A 19,321-nucleotide genomic window follows, 5' to 3' on the forward strand; every position below is an offset into this window, starting at 1 on the left:
TGCCCGGAGCGCGGTTCTCGCAGATGGCGCACTGGGGCATGTACTCGGCAGAGGTGCGCGACGGTGAGGTCGTCGCCGCGCACCCCTACGCCGGTGACACCGATCCGTCCCCGATCCTGCAGAACATTCCGGGATCGGTGCGGCACCGGTCGCGCATCGCCGGACCCGCGGTCCGGCGGGGCTGGCTCGAACACGGACCCGGTCCCAGCACAGATCGCGGCAACGACGAGTTCGTCGCGGTCTCCTGGGACGAACTCACCGAGTTGCTTGCCGCGGAACTGAAGCGCGTCGCGGAGCGGCACGGGAACCGCGCGATCTTCGGCGGTTCCTACGGGTGGTCGGCGCCCGGCCGCTTCCACCATGCGCAGAGCCAGGTACACCGCTTCCTCAAGATGTTCGGTGGATACACCCGGTCGGTCCACAGCTACTCGCTCGGTGCGACCGGTGTGATCATGCCGCGCGTCGTCGGTGCGCATTGGAAACTGTTCGCGCGCTCGACCAACTGGGACGTCATCGCCCGCGACACCGACCTGCTCGTGTCCTTCGGCGGTGTGCCCCTGAAGAACACCGGCGTCAACGACGGCGGCACCAGCGACCATCCGACGCGCAGCGCGCTCGACCGGATGCGCGCCCGAGGGGGCCGCATCGTGTCGATCAGTCCGCTGCGCGACGACGTCCACGGCGAGCACGAGTGGCTCGCACCGCGCCCGGGCAGCGACGTCGCGATCATGCTGGCACTGGCCTACGTGCTGGCCAACGAAGACCTGGCCGACCGCGATTTCCTCGAGCGCTACTGCACCGGATACGACCGGTTCGAGGACTACCTGTTCGGCCGGACCGACGGCGTTGCCAAGACACCGGAGTGGGCTGCGAACCTGTCCGGGCTACCGGCCGGCACCGTGGTCGATCTCGCACGCCGCATGGCGTCGGGTCGCACCCTGATCTCGGTGACCTGGTCACTACAGCGCGTCCGGCACGGCGAGCAGGCACCGTGGGCGGGGATCACACTGGCAGCGATGCTCGGCCAGATCGGCGTTCCCGGTGGGGGATTCGGCCACGGATACGGCTCCATGAACGAACCCGGACGCGCGCCTGTCCCATACCCGTTGCCCACGCTGTTCCAGGGCAACAACGACGTCGACGACTTCATCCCGGTCGCCGCGATCTCCGATCTGCTGCTGCACCCCGGCGAAGAATTCGACTACGACGGCCGGCGGCTGACGTTCCCGGACACCCGCCTCGTGTACTGGGCCGGCGGCAATCCGTTCCATCACCACCAGCACCTCGCCCGCCTGCGGCGCGCCCTGACCCGGCCGGACACGATCGTCGTCCACGACCCCTATTGGACGCAGATGGCGAAGCACGCCGACATCGTCGTGCCGTCCACCACCGCACTCGAACGCGACGACCTGTCGTGCACGCGCAACGATCCGCTGCTGGTGGCAATGCAGGCTGCCGCACCGCGATTCGCCGATGCCCGCGACGACTACGACACCTTCTCCGCCCTCGCACACCGCCTCGGATTCGGTGAGCGCTTCACCGAGGGACGCACGTCGGCGGAGTGGCTCGAACATCTCTACGGGCAGTGGCGAGGCTACGTCCTCGCCGACGACCGGCGCATCGAGGATCCGCCGCCGTTCGAGGAGTTCTGGCGTCGCGGCCACGTGCGTATGCGCACCGAGGACGACCTCACCCTGTTCGAAGAGTTCCGTGCCGATCCCGAGAAGAACCCGCTCCGTACACCCAGCGGTCGCATCGAGATCTTCTCCGCGGACATCGACCGCTTCGGGTACGACGATTGTGGAGGCCACCCCACGTGGTACGAATCGGAAGAGTGGCTCGGCAGCGAACGCGCACAGCAATTTCCGCTGCACCTTATCGCCAACCAGCCCAAGAGCAGATTGCACAGCCAACTCGATCACGGCGCGAACAGCCAGAAGTCGAAGATCCACGGCCGCGAACCGATCCGAATCCACCCCGAGGATGCGGCCGGGCGCGGAATCAGCGCCGGCGACGTGGTGCGGGTGCACAACGACCGGGGTTCGTGCCTGGCCGGAGCCGTGCTCGACGACGGAATGCTGCGCGGCGTGGTCCAACTCGCGACCGGGGCATGGTACGACCCGCTCGATCCGTCCGACCCGGACTCGATGTGCGTACACGGCAACCCGAACGTACTCACTCCCGATACCGGGACCTCGTCGCTGGCTCAGGGATGCACGGGTCAGCACGTGCTCGTCGACATCGAGCGGTTCGAGGGCGAACTGCCACCCATCCGCGCCTACGACCCGCCCACGATCCGGCCCCGCCTGTGATGTGAGGAGCCCGGCGGGCCGACACGTTGAGCGGGTTCGGTCCTACAGGCCGAGAGATTTCTGCACGTTGTGCAGCGTCGCCGCGGATTCCGCCAGCCCCGCCGCCTCGTCGGCGGACAGGGGAACCTCCAGAACCCGGTCGGCGCCGCCCGCATCGACGATCGTCGGCAACGACAGGCACACGTCGCGCACACCGTGGACCCCGGTCTGCCACGACGATACCGGCAGTACGCGCCGCTGGTCGCGCAGGACGGCCTCCACGATGCGCGCGGTCGACAGGCCGATGGCGAGGTTGGTGGCGCCTTTGCCCTGGATGATCTCGTAGGCGCTGCGCACCACCTCGTCGAAGATGTCCGCGCGCGTCCGGTCGTCGAACACCACGCGGCCGTCCACCGTGTACGAGTCGATGGGGATGCCGCCGACGGTCGCGCCGGACCACAACGCGAGTTCGGAGTCACCGTGCTCCCCGACGATGAACGCGTGAGTGTTCTCGATCGCGACGCCCGCCCGCTCAGCGATGAGATAGCGGAGTCGACCCGAGTCGAGAACCGTGCCGGATCCGAAGACCCTGCCGTCGTCGACTCCGCTGATCGCGATGGCCGCCGCGGTCACGATGTCGACGGGATTGCTGACGAACAGCAGTACCGCGTCCGGAGATTCCGCCAGTAGCCGGGGAGTCACCGACTGCGTGATCGCGACGTTCGCGGCGGCGAGATCGAGCCGGGACTGGCCGGGCTGCTGTTTTGCACCCGCCGTGATGACGACGAGGTCGGACTTGGCGGTCACCGCGATTTCGTCGCTGCCTTCGATACGGCACGCCGGGGTGAACTGGGTGCCGTGGTTGAGGTCGAGCACCTCGGCGCGCACCCGTTGGGCATTGGTGTCGAACAGGGCGATCGTATTCGCGGTTCCGCGGAGCAGGCACGCGTACGCCACGGCGGCGCCGACACTGCCCGCCCCGACGATGGAGATCTTTGCCGTACCGATCCGGGGCCCGCTCCGCACTGTCGCCATGAGCCGATCATCGCCCCATTGCCACCGCCGCGCCAGTCGGCCGGCCGGGAGCCCAGCGGGGGCGCCGGTGAGTCGTTAGCCTCGGGACATGAGCGCACGACCGTTCGACGCCGTTCTCTTCGACTTCTCCGGCACACTGTTCCGGCTCGAAGAGGACGAGAGCTGGATGGCCGGAATCACCGATGGGCGGGGCCACGCGTTCGATGTGAGCCGGCAGGCCGAACTGATGCGGCGGCTGACCGCGCCCACGGGGCAGCCGGTCGAGATGGATGCCGAGGAACATCACGCGTGGACCAACCGCGACCGCGACCCGAAGTGGCATCGGGAGGCGTATCTGACGGTGCTGTGCCGGTCCGGCGTCGAAGATCCGGACCAGGCGGAAAGGTTGTACGGCAAGGTGGTGGACCCGTCGAGCTGGACGGTCTACCCGGACACGGTGCCGGTGATCGAGGCACTGGCCGGCGACGACATCGAGGTCGGGGTGCTCAGCAACATCGCCTTCGATATCCGGCCCGCGTTCGCCGAACTCGGCATCGACGACAAGGTCTCGGTGTTCGCGCTGTCCTTCGAGATCGGTGCGGTCAAACCGGAACCCGAAATCTTCCGCTATGCCGTCGAAGCGCTCGGGGTCGAACCCCACCGCACGCTGATGATCGGCGACAGCGCCGCAGCGGACGGTGCAGCCGTGGAGATCGGGTGCGCCTTCCAGCTCGTCGAGCCGCTCCCGACCACGGAGCGACCCGACGGGCTGTGGCAGGCGTTGGAGGCTGCCGGAGTTACGTTGTCGGAACCAGGCGCAGGGATATCGAATTGATGCAGTAGCGCTGGTCGGTGGGCGTGGGATAACCCTCGCCCTCGAAAACGTGGCCGAGGTGGCTGCGGCACGACGCGCACACCACTTCCACCCGGCGCATCCCGAGCGAGTCGTCGGCCCGCAGGATCACGGCGTCGGAATCGGCGGGGTCGAAGAACGACGGCCAACCGCAGTGCGACGGGAACTTCTCGCTGCTGCGGAACAGTTCGGCGCCGCACGCCCGGCACTCGTAGACACCTTCGGTCTCGGTATCGGTGTACTCGCCGGTGAAGGGTCGTTCCGTGCCGGCCTGACGCAGCACCGCGTACTCGGCGGGCGTGAGCTTGTCGCGCCACTCGTCCTCGCTGAGCACGACCTTGGGTGCGGGTTCGGATCGGGGAGTGGAAGTCATGTCCTCACGCTAGTCGCGCTCCGGGACCGCCGCCACGACCGGCCCTCCCGACGACACGGGAATGCGCCCCGACCTCACGCTGGTGCGGGTGTCTCCTCGGTCTTCGTGGCGGGCGGCAGCAGGTGCGACGGCTCGATGCCGTCGGACAGCCGTCCTTCCCGTCGCGCCGCGAGGTAGCGATCGAGCAGGACGGCGAAGATCACGATGATGAGCAGCGACCACCCGAAGGTCGTCTTCATGTACTCGGCGGCGCGGCCCGCTTCGACCCAGCGTCCCGACAACCAGGAGTCGTAGCTCATGAAGCCGTACACCGCCAGCCACGCCGGCCAGTTCCGCATCACGGAGTTGGGCAGCAGCACCGTCATGAGCAGCGGGAACAGCATCATCGAGTAGTACATCTGGCCGAGCGAGCCGAGCAGGAACGACGCGCTCAGCAGCACACCGGTGGAGGTGCACACGAAGAACACTTCGTCGTCGCGGCAGTACCGGTAGAGCAGCCAGAGCGAGACCGCCACGAGAACGGCGAGGACGCCGCGCAGACCCAGGATCAGCCAGCCGGGCAGCCCGAAGTACATCCCGTTGCCGACGATCGCGCTGTTGAAGTAGTCGCGCGACTCGAGCAAATACGGCACGGTGTGTTCGACGAATTGCCACGCGTCGACCGACAACGGCCACGCGATGATGTTGAGCAGAATCGGGACACCGGCGGCAGGGATGAACACTTTCCACTGCCCTCGCACCAACGGAAGGAACAGCAGCGGCGCGAGGATCGGTTTGACCGCGAACGTGAGTCCCAGCATCACGCCCGCCCACAGATCTCGCCGTTTGAGCAGGAGCACGAGGAAGGCGACTTCTCCCAGCAGCACCAGTCCGTTGATATTGGTGAAGACCAGAGTGTTCGTCACGGTCTCGGAGGCGAACGCACCCAGCACGAGTATCGGGGCGATGGGGGAGTCGAGCCGCAAACCGAACATGCGCAGCAGCAGATACAGCGCGATCAGGATGGCGATGGCATTCGCGAGGATGAACAACCACCGCGAACGCTCGGGGTCGATCACGGCGATGGGGGAGATCAGCAGGGTCCCGGACGGCGGATACAGATAGTGCGGGTCGACCCATTGGAAGTTCGCGGTGTAGACGGGTTGCCGGTTGAGGAACGCGAGCGCCGCGTTGTACACGGGGGTGAAGTCATCGGTCCGGAAACCGTTGACCGCTTTGATCACCACCCGGTGCAGAACGGTCAATACGGCCAGAGGCCACACCACGGCCTTGACCACATCTGCCGTGGTACGGGCCGTCCGAGGTTCGAGACTGCTGAGGAACACTACGGCACGGTACCTTGCCCGAGATCGAGACCGTGCACGTCCCCCGAGCGGCGCTTCGGGTGTCACGCCGGGCAGAGGCTGCCGTTCGGGGGCAGTTCTCCCGTGCCGAGGTATCGCTCCACACGTCCTTGAATGCACGTCGAATGCAGCGAGGCCGAGTAGCCGGCGCCCTGCCACGACACCGTCGACCACGCGATCGCGCCGGCTGTGAGTGCTCCGGTGACCGACTCGACTCCCGCGCTGCCGACGATCGGATCCGCGGCACCGCCCAGGACGAGGACTGGCGTGTCGAGGGCTGCGGGCAGAGGCGGGGCAGGCAGTGTGGGCCACGAGGCGCAGGCCGTGGTCGCCGCGGCCGCGTCCGCACCGAACAGCGGGTACAGGCTTTCCCACGTGCGCTGGAGATCGGCCGCCCGCGTCGGGGTCGGCCAGCGCTGCCCGTCACTGCACCGCGACACGAACTGGCCGTCCGATCCGAGCATCTGCTCGGCGGTGCCGACCATATCGAGCAGCGGCAGCACGTCACCGTCCCGCGCGGCGGCGAGCGCGTCCGACAGTTCGCGGATCCGGCTCTGAAGATCGCCGCGAGGTGTACCCAGATATGCGGTGACAACCGTGAGCAGCGAATTCGAGGACACCGGTGCCAGCGCACCGCTCGCTGCCTCGGCGTGGAGGTCTTCGAGTGCCTGCCGCGGGTCGTCGCCGAGTGAGCACTCGAGTGCTGCGCACTGTCGCGAGAACGCGTCGACGGCGGATTCGGCGCCCCGGGCGCGCGATTCGGCCATTTGTTCCGCATCCCCGGATGCGGCCACAGGGGAGTCGAGTACGAGACGGCCCACCGCGCCCGGATACGCCGCGGCGTATGCGAGTGCGACCGTCGCACCGTTCCCGATGCCCAGCAGGCCGAGGCGGTCCACATTCCAGGCCTGACGGAGCCGGTCCAGATCGCCGGCGGCGTGCGAGGCGCTGAACATCAACTCCTGGGGCTGGAGGTAATCCGTGCAGGAGATCGTCGCCTGGCGGCCGAGTTCCGCGACTCGCTCCGGCGCGGATCCGCTGCGGCCGAACTGCCCGAGATCGCCGAGCGCACGACGATCGGCGCCGAATACACAGTCGATCGCCAGCGACATCCCGATGCCGCGACGGTCGACCGCGACGATCGGGCGGGTGGAAAGGACGCCGGAGAGCGGTCCGGTCGCGAGGGCCGCGAGTGCGCGCGTCGACGGCATGTCGCTGCCGGTCGTGAGGACCACCGGCGCTACGTCGGACGGGGTATCGGGCAATTGCGCGCGGAGCACGGCCAGCGGGAACGTGCCGGGGACGGATCCGGACGTGTCGATCGGTGTGGCGACTTCGGCGCATTCGAGTCGCAGCCCCGAGGGCCCCGACGGAAGGGAGAAGGAGGACACGGTGTCGGCGGTGCAGTCACGCCATGCCAGATCGGACTGCGGAACGGGAAGTTCGGGAGCGGCCGCTTCGTCTTCTCGAGTGGTGGGTTCGCCGGCTCCGACGCCTTCACGCACCACGGCGACGTCCGGCCGGACCGACGGTCCTGCGCCACACGCGGCGACCACCGCAACCACTGCGATCCATCCCACCGCGAGCACACCGGTTCTGCGCATGGGGACAGCCTGCCAGGTTGCGCCGCCGGGGTCGTGCACAGGTATCACCGTGTGCCGTCGGCGCGGTGACTGCTGTGCACCGGAGGAGACCCGTTTCGGGGGTGTCCGCATTGTCCCCCGGTGCTGTGAATACTTTGTGAACGGCTTGTGAAGTAGGTCGCATTCCGCCTCCGCAGCTCTGTTGCCTCATGAGGCGGCCTTAGGCTGAGTGAATGCACGAACGCCTCGTCGACCGCAATCCGGTGGTACCCGCAGATCAGTTGGTGGGACAGCTGGTACCGCCCGCGATGTTCGACGAGGTGAGTTTCGCGTCGTACATCCCGGATCCTGCCGAGCCGAGCCAGGCCGCAGCGGTGAAGGCGGCCGAGGAGTTCGTCGGCAAGGTCTCGAAGATCCGGGGTGGCAAACGAGGTCTGTTCGGCCGCAAGGCGCCCGCCCAGGGTGCCGGTCTCTACCTCGACGGTGGCTTCGGTGTGGGTAAGACCCACCTGCTCGCCTCGATCTTCCACAGCGCGCCCGCACCGAAGGCCTTCGGCACGTTCGTCGAGCTGACCCATGTGGTCGGCGCGCTCGGATTCAACAAGGCCGTCGAGGAACTGTCGAATCACAGTGTGCTGTGCATCGACGAGTTCGAACTCGACGATCCGGGCGACACAATGCTCATCTCGCGGCTGCTCACGGAGTTGTCGGCCCGGGGCGTCTCGATCGTCGCCACCTCGAACACTCTGCCCGGGCAGCTCGGCGAGGGCCGGTTCGCCGCCCAGGACTTCCTGCGTGAAATCAAGAAGCTCGCGTCGATCTTCGAGACGATCCGCGTCGACGGGCCCGACTACCGGCACCGCGACCTGCCGCCGGCACCCGAGCCCATCGGTTCGGAGGAGCTCATCGAGCGCGCCGACCAGGTGGCCGGCGCGACTCTCGACGACTTCGACGAACTGTGCGATCACCTGAGCACCTTGCATCCCTCGCGATACGGCAAGCTCGTCGAGGGAGTGCCCGCGGTGTTCATCAACGGAGTGCATCCCGCGCGCGACCAGTCGGTCGCCTTGCGTCTGGTGGTCTTCGCAGACCGCCTCTACGACGCGAGCATCCCGGTGACGGTTGCCGGGGCACGGCTCGACGAGATCTTCACGCCCGAGATGCTCGCCGGCGGCTACCGCAAGAAGTATCTGCGTGCCACCTCGCGCCTGCTCGCGCTGTCTCGTTTCGAGGTCGCAGCGGGCTGAGCGGTCGCATCGAGCTGACCGGCGGCACGGTCACAACACGCGCTGCATGAGGAAGTCGTCGTGTGTCTGTGAGCCCACGACGAAGGTGCGTGTCCCGACCACCTCGAAGCCGTGTTTGGCGTAGAACCGGCGGGCGCGTTCGTTCTCCTGGTTGACCCCCAGCCACAGCCCGGCGCGTTTGCGCTCCACCGCGCGTTCGACGATTGCCTCCATCAGCGCCGCGGAAACTCCTGCGCCGTGATGCCCCGGAAGTACGTACAGCTTGCTGACCTCGATGGCGGGCAGTGCGGTGATCGTCTCGGGTACCGCGTCCGGCACGGTGTTCCCGGTCGTCGACTCCGTCGCGCTGTCACCGGTGGCGTCGGCTGAGCCGTCGCTGTAGGGATCCACCGCCATCAGGTAACCGACGATCTCGTCGCCGACGCTCGCCTTCAATACGATGCGCTGCGGATCGGCGAGGTACCGGCTGAAGTTCTCCGCGCTCAGGGTCTCGTCGACGAATGCCGCGATGTCCTGGGATCCGGCCCCGGGAGGGCACGCGAGGGGGAAAGTGGCCGCAGCGACTCCGGCGATGGTCTCGGCATCCCAGATTCCTGCCGGACCTACGGAGACAGCTTCTTCGAGTGACGACGTGGACATGGATCCAGTGAAGCACCGAGCCGTCGGGCCGGGAAGTTCCGGGTGGAGAAATGGCTGGACCCCAGCCTTGGATGGGGGGTCATGGCTGGGGTCCAATACCATCGGGGGGGATGGCATGTTCCACGCTACCCGAGGGTTTTCCGCACTTCCACGTGCAGCGGTCACGTTTCCATCACATCGTGCACAACTCATTGTTGCGGAATGTTCACAAACGCTTTAGGGTCGGCGGTTATGAAGCGCGTACTCGTAGTTCGCCGCCGTAGCGGGGTCTGATTCGGACCGACCCCTCGCTGCGGGTCTTCGAGCTACGCGTCGGTCCTTCCTTCTCGCGGAAGACCCCACGAAATGAACGCCTTCACTGCACTTCTCCCCTCCGGTTTCGATTCTTCGGCCACCGCGTCGGATTCGTCCCGTCGAGCCACTTTCCGTGCCGCAACCGCGTGCACCACCGCCAGCGCTGCACCCCTCGATCCTTTCGCAGCGCGTTACGGACGCTCCCTTCCGCTCCCGCTGCGCTCCGAAGCAGCCGGAATGTCGTGGCCCGAGTTCCTCGCCGTGTACGCCGACCAGCGCGGTCCGCTCCGTCTGGGTGACTGGTCCGCCACGAGGCTGCCCGCCGGACGGGCGGCGTTCGAAGCGACCATCTCGGTGGGAGACACCGTCCATACGGCTGCCGCCCTCGCGTGCGGTCCGGTGGCAGCGATGACCGCGATGTTGCATGACCTCGGTTTCGGCCTCGAAATCCACTCGTTCCACCGGCACGATCTGGGCGATACCCACGTGACGTTCCTGCACTGCGGTTCCGGCGAGCACCGGACGTGGGTGATGGGCACGGGGGAGACCGGCGCCGAGTCGACGCTGCGCGCGATGATCGCCGGCATCAACCGGATCCATACGTCGGCGCGGAGCGGTGCAGCGGCGAGCGGAACCGCCCACCGATAGCGAATACGACGAAGGCCCCCTTCGAAATGAAGGGGGCCTTCGTCGTTTCTGGTGCGCGATACTGGGATTGAACCAGTGACCTCTTCCGTGTCAGGGAAGCGCTCTCCCGCTGAGCTAATCGCGCCGGCTGTTGGGGCCGGAATGGAGCGGATGACGGGATTCGAACCCGCGACCCTCACCTTGGCAAGGTGATGCGCTACCAGCTGCGCTACATCCGCATACACGTTGACTGTACATCTAACACGATTCGACCCACGTGCTGGTCGAACCTGGTGCGCGATACTGGGATTGAACCAGTGACCTCTTCCGTGTCAGGGAAGCGCTCTCCCGCTGAGCTAATCGCGCGAGGTGGAGACGGGAATCGAACCCGTGTGCACGGCTTTGCAGGCCGTTGCCTCACCACTCGGCCACTCCACCATAAAAGGTCGAGTCCAACCTCTCGAGCGGATGACGGGATTCGAACCCGCGACCCTCACCTTGGCAAGGTGATGCGCTACCAGCTGCGCTACATCCGCATTCGCACCGTTCGGCGTCTTGCTCTCCGTGGCGCGCTCCAGAACAGTAACCGACCACCGTCGAAACTTACAAATCTGCAGGTCGCGCCACGGAAAGGCGCTTCAGGGGTGTTCGGGTCGGTGGGAACGCAACGGACTGGCGGCCTACCGGAACCAAGTTCGTAGCGCCGGACGTCCTTTGGTGGGGGAGAGGCGGGCCCGAACGGGTTCGTTGGTGTGGGGAGACGGGCGCTCCCACAAGAGGGGCGTGATTCGGGGAGGGTCCGCACGGCTTGCCTCCCTTGTTGTGCGTGCCCACTGCTGTGTGGTGTCCATGCGTCTTGGCGCTCGTGTGGAGACTCGACTCCCTCCCGGTGCGACGGTTGCCTGGAGGGGGCCATCCTGCGTCGCCGGGAGGACTCTTGTTGTGACCGATGCACGGCTGTGACCTGCTGATTCGTGTTCGGGACGAGAGAGTGTTAATGTTCCTTTCCGTTCGAGCCGCAGCGATGCGGCCCGGTCCCGTGGCTCAGTGGAAGAGCGTCCCGTTCACACCGGGAAGGTCGCTGGTTCGATCCCAGCCGGGACCACCGAAAGTTTGCTGGTCAACGCCCTTTATTGCGTTCCTACTTAGCTGCCGTGCGGAATACGTGCAGAATCACTTGCCGGAACAGCGCCGCGACTAGGTAATTCGCTCCGGATGAAACCGTGAGCAAGGCCACATCTCGGCCGTCGATTCCCCGAGGCTGTAGGCCGTACGCTCACGTTCCGTGAGCAACTCGGAAGATGCTTCGCTGGACGCTGCCGCCCGCGCCAAGGGATTGGTGCTCGCCTGGAGTAATGGCAACGGCACACGTCAGGCGGAATACGTCCTGTGGAAGGGGAACCGCCGTCCGGACGAGCTGGTCCTCGTCGCGTCCTATATGAGCGAGGACGAGGTTCGCCGCCACGTGGATGAGTACGCCCCTGAAGCCTAGCGGCCGCAAGATGCGCCACCCAGCCTTGTTCATCGAGTAGCGGCGCCCAATCGCGGTCTGTAGTGCGGTCCTCAGGTCCCTGTGAAGGCGCCTGCGAGCGTCGTGAAGCCGCAATTGGACTAATGACGCTTGTAGAGGATGCACCGCAGGATGGCCCGTGACGGTTAACCAGCCGAAGGCGGAGGGCCTCCCCACTCTAAGGGGAATGTCAGGCAGGTGCCTTTCGGGCTTACAAGGCTCCTCTGGGACGTTAGGAATCATCCGTAGGGGTCGATGACCGCCGCACGTACGGGGTGTCGTTCGTGGCGATGTGTGGTGGCTGGTGGCGTACCCGCCGTGGCGTACCCGCCGTCGACGCGTAGCGGATCTTCGAGGGGCACACGCCGCATGGCGCTACGGACGACTTGGCGGAGGATCACCAAAGAACCCTGAATTGCTACAATTAGGGGTACATAGTCGAGGAACCCATCACACTACTGCCTAGGTGACTAGCGGAAACGCCACGTGGCCGCCGAAGGGTGTCGGGGTCGGGCGCTAATCTGATCCCGTGAGCGAATGGACTATCCACAACGGCAACGCCCTCGATGTCTACTCAACTTGGGATACGCCCAACACGATTGTGAGCGACGGGGCCTACGGCGTTGGGGGTTTCCACGGCGATCCGAGAACCCCAGAAGACCTTGGGGAGTGGTATCGCGACCACATCAAAGCTTGGAGTGCGCGCGCCAGCCTTGGCACGACGTTGTGGTTCTGGAATACCGAAGTCGGTTGGGCAAATGTTCACCCGGTCCTGGTTGAGAACGGCTGGCAGTACGAATTCTGCAATACGTGGAATAAGGGTGTCGGACAGATTGCCGGCAACGTAAACAGCCGAACGATCCGCCGGTTTCCAGTCGTCACAGAGGTGTGCGTGTTTTACACCCGCACTCCCCAGCTTCCCGAACGACCAGGCTCCGATCACATTATCCACATGAAGCAATGGCTTCGCGACGAGTGGCGCCGGACCGGGTTGCCCCAAAAGAAGGCGAATGAAGCATGTGGGGTCAAAGATGCCGCGACTCGCAAGTATTTTGACCAGGGATGGCTGTGGTATTGGCCACCAGTCGATGTGATGATGAAACTCGTCGCGTTCGCCAATGAACACGGCAAACCAGATGGGGCGCCGTACTACAGTTTTGACGGCATCCGACCCGTCACCGCCGAGGAATGGGCGAGTACGCGAAGCCCCTGGAATTATGAACACGGCGTCACCAATGTCTGGGACCACCCGTCGCTGCGCGGTTCCGAACGCTACCGCGGAAACATGGAGCGTTCCGCTCCGAGAACGTATAAGCCCACTGCCATGAGCGCGAGCCACCTCAATCAGAAGCCACTCGCGCTCATGGAGCGAATCATCAAAGCCTCAACGAACCCGGGCAATGTTGTATGGGAGCCGTTTGGCGGACTTTGTACCGCGTCCCTTGCGGCAGTCAACCTTGGTCGCCGAGCTTTCGCATCCGAAGTTGATGAAGGATTCCACGCCCTTGCTACTGAGCGCCTGGAGACTCAACAGCGACTTCTGTTTTAGGCTCTGCCCGGAGCATGTCACCGTAGAGGTTCACGATAACTTCCTCCGCAGCGATACGTGCGGAGTCATTCTTCAGGTCGTTGAGATCCCTGAAGATTCTTTTCCACTGCGTAAAGGTCTTACCTAGGTAGCGCTCGCTTAAGATCGCCGCCTTGAATCTCTCAACATCTGGATTCGCAACCCTGTCGATCTTCGCGAAATTTGTGTCCAGTCGGTATGTGAGCTTGTTCATCAGATCGAGCGCTTGGGCCTGACTCGCTGGCGTATGAGGTTCATCGCGCACCGGGCTCGCCTCAAGCTCTCGACGTATGCGCTCCAACACCACGGGGTCGCTATCGGATATTTGAAGTTTGTACCCATTGACGTTGCTCTGTTGAAGGTTGGCCGTACGGGCGGTCGTATCCTGTGGTTCGATCGTCAAATACTCCGGAGGCTTGTGGTAATGGCGATCGCGGCTCGCAGCGAGCTCGCTACCTGAAACATTCAAGACTCCGAGAATCTTTGGCTTTCCGAAGATCAAATGACTCATGCACCAGGCTACGATGACGACATTGACATTTTTGCCCGTAAGAAGATTCTGCGACTCCTTGAAACGGCCAGTGATTTCCGTGCTGAGCACATACCAGGCCTTGATCTCGAAGCCAGTATGAGTATCACCCTGGCCTTGGTGTCGGAGTATCGCGTCAGGGAATCCTGGGTCCTGGCGATGCCAGGAGAAACCATCGGGACTTCCCTGGTCAAGGACTTCAACTATGCGCTGCTCCATCAAGTTGCCAACCATCGGACTCAGCTTGCTCACAATCTTCGCAAGGAAGGGCGCTTCCTCCGTTCTGACGCTCTTCACATCAATCGCGTCGACATCTTCTCCGGCGAGGTCAAGGAGCTGCTGGGCCGCGCGATCCTGTTCGTTCGCATAGGCATCGTTTATCTGCACCGCCAAAACGTACCGGTTGGCTTTGTATGAACGGTGTACGGCTCGCCATCGTCGAACGGGCGTCTCACTTCGGGAACGGCGTGTAGATCAATGATGCGAGGCCGGATTCGACGGAGAGCCAGCCGTGCAATTCCAGGTGCCTCAGGACGCGCCGTGTCTGACGCTCGGAGAGTCCCGCCCAGCGCGCCAGCACCCCCTGGCGCTCCGGCGCGAACCGGTCCGGAATCTCACACGTACGGTTGTCCGCGCGCCTCAGCAACGCGTGCATGACCGCCCGCTCTCCAGGCTTGAGCGGAGATTGCTCGACAAGCCTCTCGGCTGCGTTGCGCGTCATTCCGGGGTGTCGCACGACGCCGATATCGTCAGGTGCAGCGCGCAGTCCGGCAGCTGGGCCGACGTCGCCGGGGATGCTCCCCCCGGCGGCGTCTCTCGTTGCAGTCACGATCTTGTCCTGTTCCCGGCGGCTGTCCCCCGCGCAGATATCTCGCGGCCTCCCGAGAGGTGGGGTTATCAGCGGACGGGACGCATCACCGCGTCGACGTCCGTGATACGGAGTCGGATCGCGTTCCGGACTCGGAACGCGGGTAGGTCGCCGGACCGAATGAGCCGTCGAATGGTGTCCGTCGAAACCCCGAGGTGATCGGCGGCCTCGGCGATGGACACATAGCGGCGGGCGGTGGAGTGGGAGGACGTTCGGCGGGCCATGGGAGTGCTCCTTTGTCGGCTGCGATAAGCAGGTTGGAGCCAGCATGAGCTAGTGGGGTGCAACGGCTTGGGGCGGCGAGAGGTGCTGACACGGCGAAGTCGGTGTCAGTGCAGTGTCGGGAGCGGGTTGCCATCGCTGGGCGGTCCGTCGTCCGACGTGTGATATAAACACTGCCGCAACAAGTTTGGTGCTACAGCGCAGCGCCTTGGTATCACGCGCGGGCATCTTGTGCGCCTCGTCGGAAGCGGATACGCACCTTCACGCTCCAGTTGAGGAACACCACCCGAATCAGGAATCAGGAAAGTTGCGACATCTGTTCGGCGATCTGCTCGGCACGGCCCGCTGCGAGCCGCTGGTACCGCATTGCGGCGGCTGCCGTCTTATGTCCCAGGCGGTCCTGCACCTCGCGCAGCGTGCCGCCCGCCTGCGCAGCCATCGTGCCGCCGAAATGCCGTAGCTCGTGCATCCGCAATCCTGGCCGTCCTATCGCGGCACAAGCGGCGTTCCACCGCTTCCGGTAGGACCACTCCGGCAGATGCTCCCCAGTCCGTGGATCGGGGAACAGAAGGGCGTTCTGTGCCTTTCCGGTATACGTGTCCAGGTGCTCAGCGACGGCCTCCCGGATGTGCGGGGGAATCACGACCTGCCGCACGGATCCGGCTTTGGGGCGCGCTACGACGGTGGTCCCGTTTCGGGTCGTGACGGCCCGGGAGACGGACAGAACAGCGCGGTCGGGGGACACGTCGCGGCGGCGCAGTTCGAACGTCTCCGACCGCCTGAGGCCGCACCAGGCAGTGATCAGTACCGACAGGGCGAGTTCGGGTGGCATGGCGGCGCTCAGGGCGGCGACCTCGGCGGGCGAGGGCATGCTGGCGTCGTGTGCGGGGGAGAGTCTCGTCGCTGCCTTGATCCGGCAGGGGTTGGACGGAATGAAGTCGTCCTCGACGGCCACGTTCAGCACCATTCGCAGAACTTCGTACGCCCGGACGCGCGCGGTGGGAATCGCTGGCGCGTCTGCGTGGCGCACACCGCGAACGATGCCCCACCAGGCCCGCACGAGCGCGGGGGTGATCTGGTCTAGGGGGACGGCGCCGAAGGTCGGCTCCAGATGTTCCCGAAGCAGGTAGCGGTAACTGTCCTTCGTCCGTGGCGCGAGGTCGCGTTCGTCGATCACTTGGGCGGCGTACTTCCCGAATGTGGGCGGGCGGTGTGCGGCAGCGGCCTCGGCGACAGCGGCGCGCTCGGCGGGCGGAGTCCAGGCTCCGAGGTCGATCAGTTTGCGCTCGGAGTCGATCCACGCGACGGCCGCGTCGTGGGTGTGAAATGTGCCACATGGTGCTTTGTGAATCTTGAGGTCGGGTCCGGTGTAGTTCGCCTGGAACCGACCGGACGGGAGTTTCCTGATTGCGCCGAACCCACGGCGTGTTCGGTGCGTGGGCATCTTCTTCGATGTCATGGCGACCTCGGTTCGTGCTGAATCCGTGCAGAATGGCAGCCCGGTCGTGCATATCCCAGCGTACTCTGGCGCACGTGGGGAGCGGAAGAAAAAGCAGGTCAGAGCGGCATACTCCAAGGCTGGATGCGATTCCCGTACTGTGGTTCCCGCTGGTTCGATCCCAGCCGGGACCACTCTTTTCCGGATTCCGCCCACGACATCTTCGGTGGGTTTCACATCCTCACCTCGCACCGCCGCTTCGATCGGCCAGTGCCCTCTGCATCATCGCTCATCCGTCTTCCCCGCCCGGTTCGTTCGGTCGGGGCGGTCGTGTTGCTTCGTATCCATCCTGGTTCCCGTGCGTCCGTTCACGCCGGTTTCCTTCACGGCATGCCGGCCGGCACCGAGGCGAGAAATCTCCCAGTGAGACTCTCCGGATCTGCGGCGACCTGCGCGGGGGTGCCCGTAGCGACGATTCGACCGCCGGCAGTGCCTCCGCCGGGACCGAGATCGATGATGTGGTCGGCATTGGCGATCATGTCGAGATCGTGTTCGATGACGATCACTGTCGCGCCGGTGGCGAGCAGTCGGTCGAGGACCCCCAGGAGCGTCCGGATATCGAGAGGGTGGAGCCCGACGGAGGGCTCGTCGAAGACGAACAGGGTGCCGGTATGGGTGCGGCCCAACTCGGCGGCGAGTTTCAACCGCTGTGCCTCACCGCCGGAGAGCGCGGGGGTGTCCTCCCCGAGGGTGAGGTAGCCCAGGCCGAGGTCGATCAGGGTCTGCAACCGTTTCCGTACGCGGGGAGGCCCCTCGAGCAGTCGCGCCGCGTCGGCCACCGTCGTGCCGAGCAGTTCGGGCAGGGCGATCTCTCCGTCCGTGGTGGCGAGGCGGATCCGGGTCGCGTCCGGCCCGTACCGGCTGCCGCCGCAGTCGGGGCAGGGGATGTCGACGTCGGGCAGGAACTGCACGTCGAGCACGATCTGCCCGGTGCCGTCGCAACGCGGGCACTTGAGCGAGCCCGTGTTGTAGGAGAAGTCCCCGGCTCCGAGTCCCCGTTCCTGTGCGGCGGGAGTGCGGGCGTAGGTGCGCCGGAGGTCGTCGAGGACGCCGCTGTAGGTAGCCACGGTGGAGCGCACGTTCGTGCCGATCGGGGTGGCGTCGACCACGTCTGCGCGGGTCATTCCGGCGGCGTCCAGGGACGCCACGTGCGCGGGCAGGGGCTCACCCCGGTGCGCGGCGGTCAGGGCGGGGACCAGGCTGTCGAGGACGAGGGTGGTCTTCCCCGATCCCGACATCCCGGTGACGGCGGTCAGCCGTCCCTTGGGAATCGAGACGTCGAGGGCGTGGACCGTGTGGATCGGGGTCGTCGCGAGCCGGATCGCTCCGTTGGCGAACACCTCGGATTCGGCGGCGCGGTCGCGCACGACGACCGGTTCGCTGCCGGTGAGAAAGCCGCCGATCAGCGACGCCGGGTTCTGCCGGACGTCCTCGAGGGTGCCCTGAGCGAGCACCGTGCCACCGCTCGAGCCCGAACCCGGGCCGATCTCGATCATCCAGTCGGCCTCGCGCAGCACCTGCACGTCGTGGTCCACGAGCGCCACGGAGTTGCCGTCGGCGAGTAGATCGCGCATGACGCTGATCAGGCCTTCGATGTTGGCCGGGTGCAGGCCGATGGACGGCTCGTCGAGAACGTACAGAACCCCGGTGGTCCGGTTGCGTACCGCGCGGGCGAGTTGCACGCGCTGCCGCTCGCCGGTGGACAGTGTGGCGCCGGCGCGGTCGAGGCTGAGGTAGCCGAGTCCGAGTTCCACGAGCCTGCGGCCCATCTCGGTGAACTGCCCGGTGATCATCTCGGCCATCTGCCGCATGTCCGCGGGGAGAGTGGCCGGCACGTGTGGCACCCACGCCATGGTGTCGGCGAGCGTGAGGGCGCTGACCTCTGCCAGGTTCAGCCCGTCCACCCGGGTTCCGAGCGCGGCGTCGGACAGGCGGGTCCCGCGACATGCCGGGCAGGTGTGCGCCGTGATGAACCGGTCCACGCGGGCGAGGCCCTTCTCGCTGCTCGCGTTCTTCATCGCCTCGCGGACGGCTTGGCGGGCGCTGCGGTAGGTGAAGTTCAGATCGAACAGCTTCCCCGACTTCGACGGCACCCGGATCCGGCGTTTTTCCGACGGGCCGTCCAGCACGATCTCCCGCTCCCGGGCGCTCAGTTCGGCGTAGGGCACGTCGGTGCGGACGCCGAATTCCGCGACGACCTGCGGCATGACCGCGAGGCCGAACATCCCCCACGGCGCGACCGCGCCGGCCTCGATCGTCTTCGAGGGGTCCGGGATCAACGCAGCGTCGTCGATGTCGCGCACCACTCCCGTGCCCGCGCAGATGGGGCATGCGCCGTCGGAATTGAATGCGAGCGACTCGGCGCCCGGGGGACGGAACACCGCGCCGCATTCCGGGCAGACGAGTTCTCTGTCCGCGGCCACGTCGATGGTCGGCTCCAGGCGGTGCCCGTTGGGGCACAGGTGCGAACCGAGCCGGGAGAACATCACCCGCAGCACGTTCAGCAACTCGGTCGAGGTCCCGAACGTCGAGCGCACGCCGGGAACCCCGGGACGCTGGCGTAACGCCAGCGCCGCCGGGACGTGCCGCACGGAATCGACCGCGGCCCGTGCCGCGTGCGACATGCGTCGGCGCGTGTACGTCGACAGGGCCTCGATATAGCGGCGCGAACCCTCGGCGTAGAGCACGCCCATCGCGAGTGAGGACTTGCCGGAACCCGACACGCCCGCGACAGCGACCAGTTGCTGCAGGGGAACGTCGATGTCGATGTCCTTCAGGTTGTGCACGCGTGCGCCGCGCACCTCGATCGCGGGAGGCGTCGCGGAAACTGCCGGCGTGACGGGGATGTTCGTCAACAAGTCCT

16 protein-coding genes and 6 tRNA genes are annotated in these 19,321 nt (G+C 65.8%); 7 read left to right on the forward strand and 15 right to left on the reverse strand.

Annotation, left to right across the window (positions count from 1 at the left end):
* Window positions 1–23 precede the first annotated feature (23 nt).
* Complete coding sequence (locus AC0B44_RS03925) at window positions 24–2,312, forward strand: molybdopterin-dependent oxidoreductase (protein ID WP_471901746.1); 2,289 nt, start codon at window positions 24–26, stop codon at window positions 2,310–2,312.
* 42 nt (window positions 2,313–2,354) lie between these two features.
* Here the strand turns inward: AC0B44_RS03925 and AC0B44_RS03930 are convergent, their stop codons facing one another.
* Window positions 2,355–3,326, reverse strand: a complete 972-nt coding sequence (locus AC0B44_RS03930) for an L-lactate dehydrogenase (protein ID WP_471901614.1) — start codon at window positions 3,324–3,326, stop codon at window positions 2,355–2,357.
* Between the two features lie 88 nt (window positions 3,327–3,414).
* Between AC0B44_RS03930 and AC0B44_RS03935 the strand changes: the two genes are divergently transcribed.
* A complete protein-coding gene (locus AC0B44_RS03935) occupies window positions 3,415–4,140 on the forward strand; it encodes an HAD family hydrolase (RefSeq protein ID WP_471901615.1) in 726 nt (241 codons plus the stop codon).
* Here the strand turns inward: AC0B44_RS03935 and msrB are convergent.
* From msrB to AC0B44_RS03950, 3 genes are all read right to left on the reverse strand, one after another.
* Window positions 4,103–4,531 carry a peptide-methionine (R)-S-oxide reductase MsrB gene (msrB, locus tag AC0B44_RS03940; protein WP_471901616.1) on the reverse strand — a complete coding sequence of 143 codons (429 nt, stop codon included), beginning with the start codon at window positions 4,529–4,531 and terminating at the stop codon, window positions 4,103–4,105. The genes AC0B44_RS03935 and msrB overlap by 38 nt on opposite strands.
* 74 nt (window positions 4,532–4,605) lie before the next feature.
* Entirely contained in the window at window positions 4,606–5,856 is a 1,251-nt protein-coding gene (locus tag AC0B44_RS03945) for a glycosyltransferase family 87 protein (protein WP_471901617.1), read from the reverse strand.
* Window positions 5,857–5,918: 62 nt separating this feature from the next.
* Window positions 5,919–7,478, reverse strand: coding sequence for an alpha/beta fold hydrolase (locus AC0B44_RS03950; RefSeq protein ID WP_471901618.1), 1,560 nt, complete (start codon window positions 7,476–7,478; stop codon window positions 5,919–5,921).
* 212 nt (window positions 7,479–7,690) lie between these two features.
* Here AC0B44_RS03950 and zapE point away from each other — a divergent pair, with 212 nt between their 5' ends.
* Window positions 7,691–8,704 carry a cell division protein ZapE gene (zapE, locus tag AC0B44_RS03955; RefSeq protein WP_471901619.1) on the forward strand — a complete coding sequence of 338 codons (1,014 nt, stop codon included), beginning with the start codon at window positions 7,691–7,693 and terminating at the stop codon, window positions 8,702–8,704.
* Window positions 8,705–8,734: 30 nt separating this feature from the next.
* Here zapE and AC0B44_RS03960 read toward each other — a convergent pair whose 3' ends face one another.
* Window positions 8,735–9,343: a GNAT family N-acetyltransferase gene (locus tag AC0B44_RS03960; RefSeq protein WP_471901620.1), complete on the reverse strand. Its 609-nt coding sequence runs from the start codon at window positions 9,341–9,343 to the stop codon at window positions 8,735–8,737.
* 345 nt (window positions 9,344–9,688) lie between these two features.
* On the opposite strand from AC0B44_RS03960, the gene AC0B44_RS03965 reads away from it, so the two are divergent.
* Window positions 9,689–10,285: a 2-isopropylmalate synthase gene (locus AC0B44_RS03965; RefSeq protein WP_471901621.1), complete on the forward strand. Its 597-nt coding sequence runs from the start codon at window positions 9,689–9,691 to the stop codon at window positions 10,283–10,285.
* 49 nt (window positions 10,286–10,334) lie between these two features.
* Here AC0B44_RS03965 and AC0B44_RS03970 read toward each other — a convergent pair.
* The 5 genes from AC0B44_RS03970 to AC0B44_RS03990 all read right to left on the reverse strand — a co-directional run bounded on the left by AC0B44_RS03970 (window position 10,335) and on the right by AC0B44_RS03990 (window position 10,800).
* Window positions 10,335–10,409, reverse strand: a tRNA-Val gene (locus AC0B44_RS03970).
* A gap of 18 nt (window positions 10,410–10,427) precedes the next feature.
* Window positions 10,428–10,503: transfer RNA gene (locus tag AC0B44_RS03975), tRNA-Gly, on the reverse strand.
* Window positions 10,504–10,555: 52 nt separating this feature from the next.
* Window positions 10,556–10,630 (reverse strand) — tRNA-Val (locus tag AC0B44_RS03980).
* Between the two features lies 1 nt (window position 10,631).
* A tRNA-Cys gene (locus tag AC0B44_RS03985) sits at window positions 10,632–10,702 on the reverse strand.
* Window positions 10,703–10,727: 25 nt separating this feature from the next.
* Window positions 10,728–10,800: transfer RNA gene (locus tag AC0B44_RS03990), tRNA-Gly, on the reverse strand.
* 497 nt (window positions 10,801–11,297) lie between these two features.
* Between AC0B44_RS03990 and AC0B44_RS03995 the strand changes: the two genes are divergently transcribed.
* From AC0B44_RS03995 to AC0B44_RS04005, 3 genes are all read left to right on the forward strand, one after another.
* Window positions 11,298–11,369, forward strand: a tRNA-Val gene (locus AC0B44_RS03995).
* A 180-nt stretch (window positions 11,370–11,549) separates the two neighbouring features.
* Entirely contained in the window at window positions 11,550–11,756 is a 207-nt protein-coding gene (locus AC0B44_RS04000; RefSeq protein WP_471901622.1) for a hypothetical protein, read from the forward strand.
* Window positions 11,757–12,303: 547 nt separating this feature from the next.
* Window positions 12,304–13,323, forward strand: a complete 1,020-nt coding sequence (locus AC0B44_RS04005; protein ID WP_471901623.1) for a DNA methyltransferase — start codon at window positions 12,304–12,306, stop codon at window positions 13,321–13,323.
* Here AC0B44_RS04005 and AC0B44_RS04010 read toward each other — a convergent pair.
* The 5 genes from AC0B44_RS04010 to AC0B44_RS04030 form a co-directional block, all read right to left on the reverse strand.
* Window positions 13,283–14,257, reverse strand: a complete 975-nt coding sequence (locus AC0B44_RS04010; RefSeq protein ID WP_471901624.1) for a hypothetical protein — start codon at window positions 14,255–14,257, stop codon at window positions 13,283–13,285. The genes AC0B44_RS04005 and AC0B44_RS04010 overlap by 41 nt on opposite strands.
* A gap of 64 nt (window positions 14,258–14,321) precedes the next feature.
* Window positions 14,322–14,699: a helix-turn-helix domain-containing protein gene (locus tag AC0B44_RS04015; protein WP_471901625.1), complete on the reverse strand. Its 378-nt coding sequence runs from the start codon at window positions 14,697–14,699 to the stop codon at window positions 14,322–14,324.
* A gap of 68 nt (window positions 14,700–14,767) precedes the next feature.
* Window positions 14,768–14,962, reverse strand: a complete 195-nt coding sequence (locus AC0B44_RS04020; RefSeq protein ID WP_471901626.1) for a helix-turn-helix domain-containing protein — start codon at window positions 14,960–14,962, stop codon at window positions 14,768–14,770.
* 296 nt (window positions 14,963–15,258) lie between these two features.
* Entirely contained in the window at window positions 15,259–16,419 is a 1,161-nt protein-coding gene (locus tag AC0B44_RS04025; protein WP_471901627.1) for a tyrosine-type recombinase/integrase, read from the reverse strand.
* Window positions 16,420–16,781: 362 nt separating this feature from the next.
* Window positions 16,782–19,304 (reverse strand): excinuclease ABC subunit UvrA, encoded by a 2,523-nt coding sequence (locus AC0B44_RS04030; RefSeq protein WP_471901747.1) that lies wholly within the window; start codon window positions 19,302–19,304, stop codon window positions 16,782–16,784.
* Between the last annotated feature and the right edge of the window lie 17 nt (window positions 19,305–19,321).

This window comes from Rhodococcus sp. NPDC019050, from assembly GCF_055664235.1.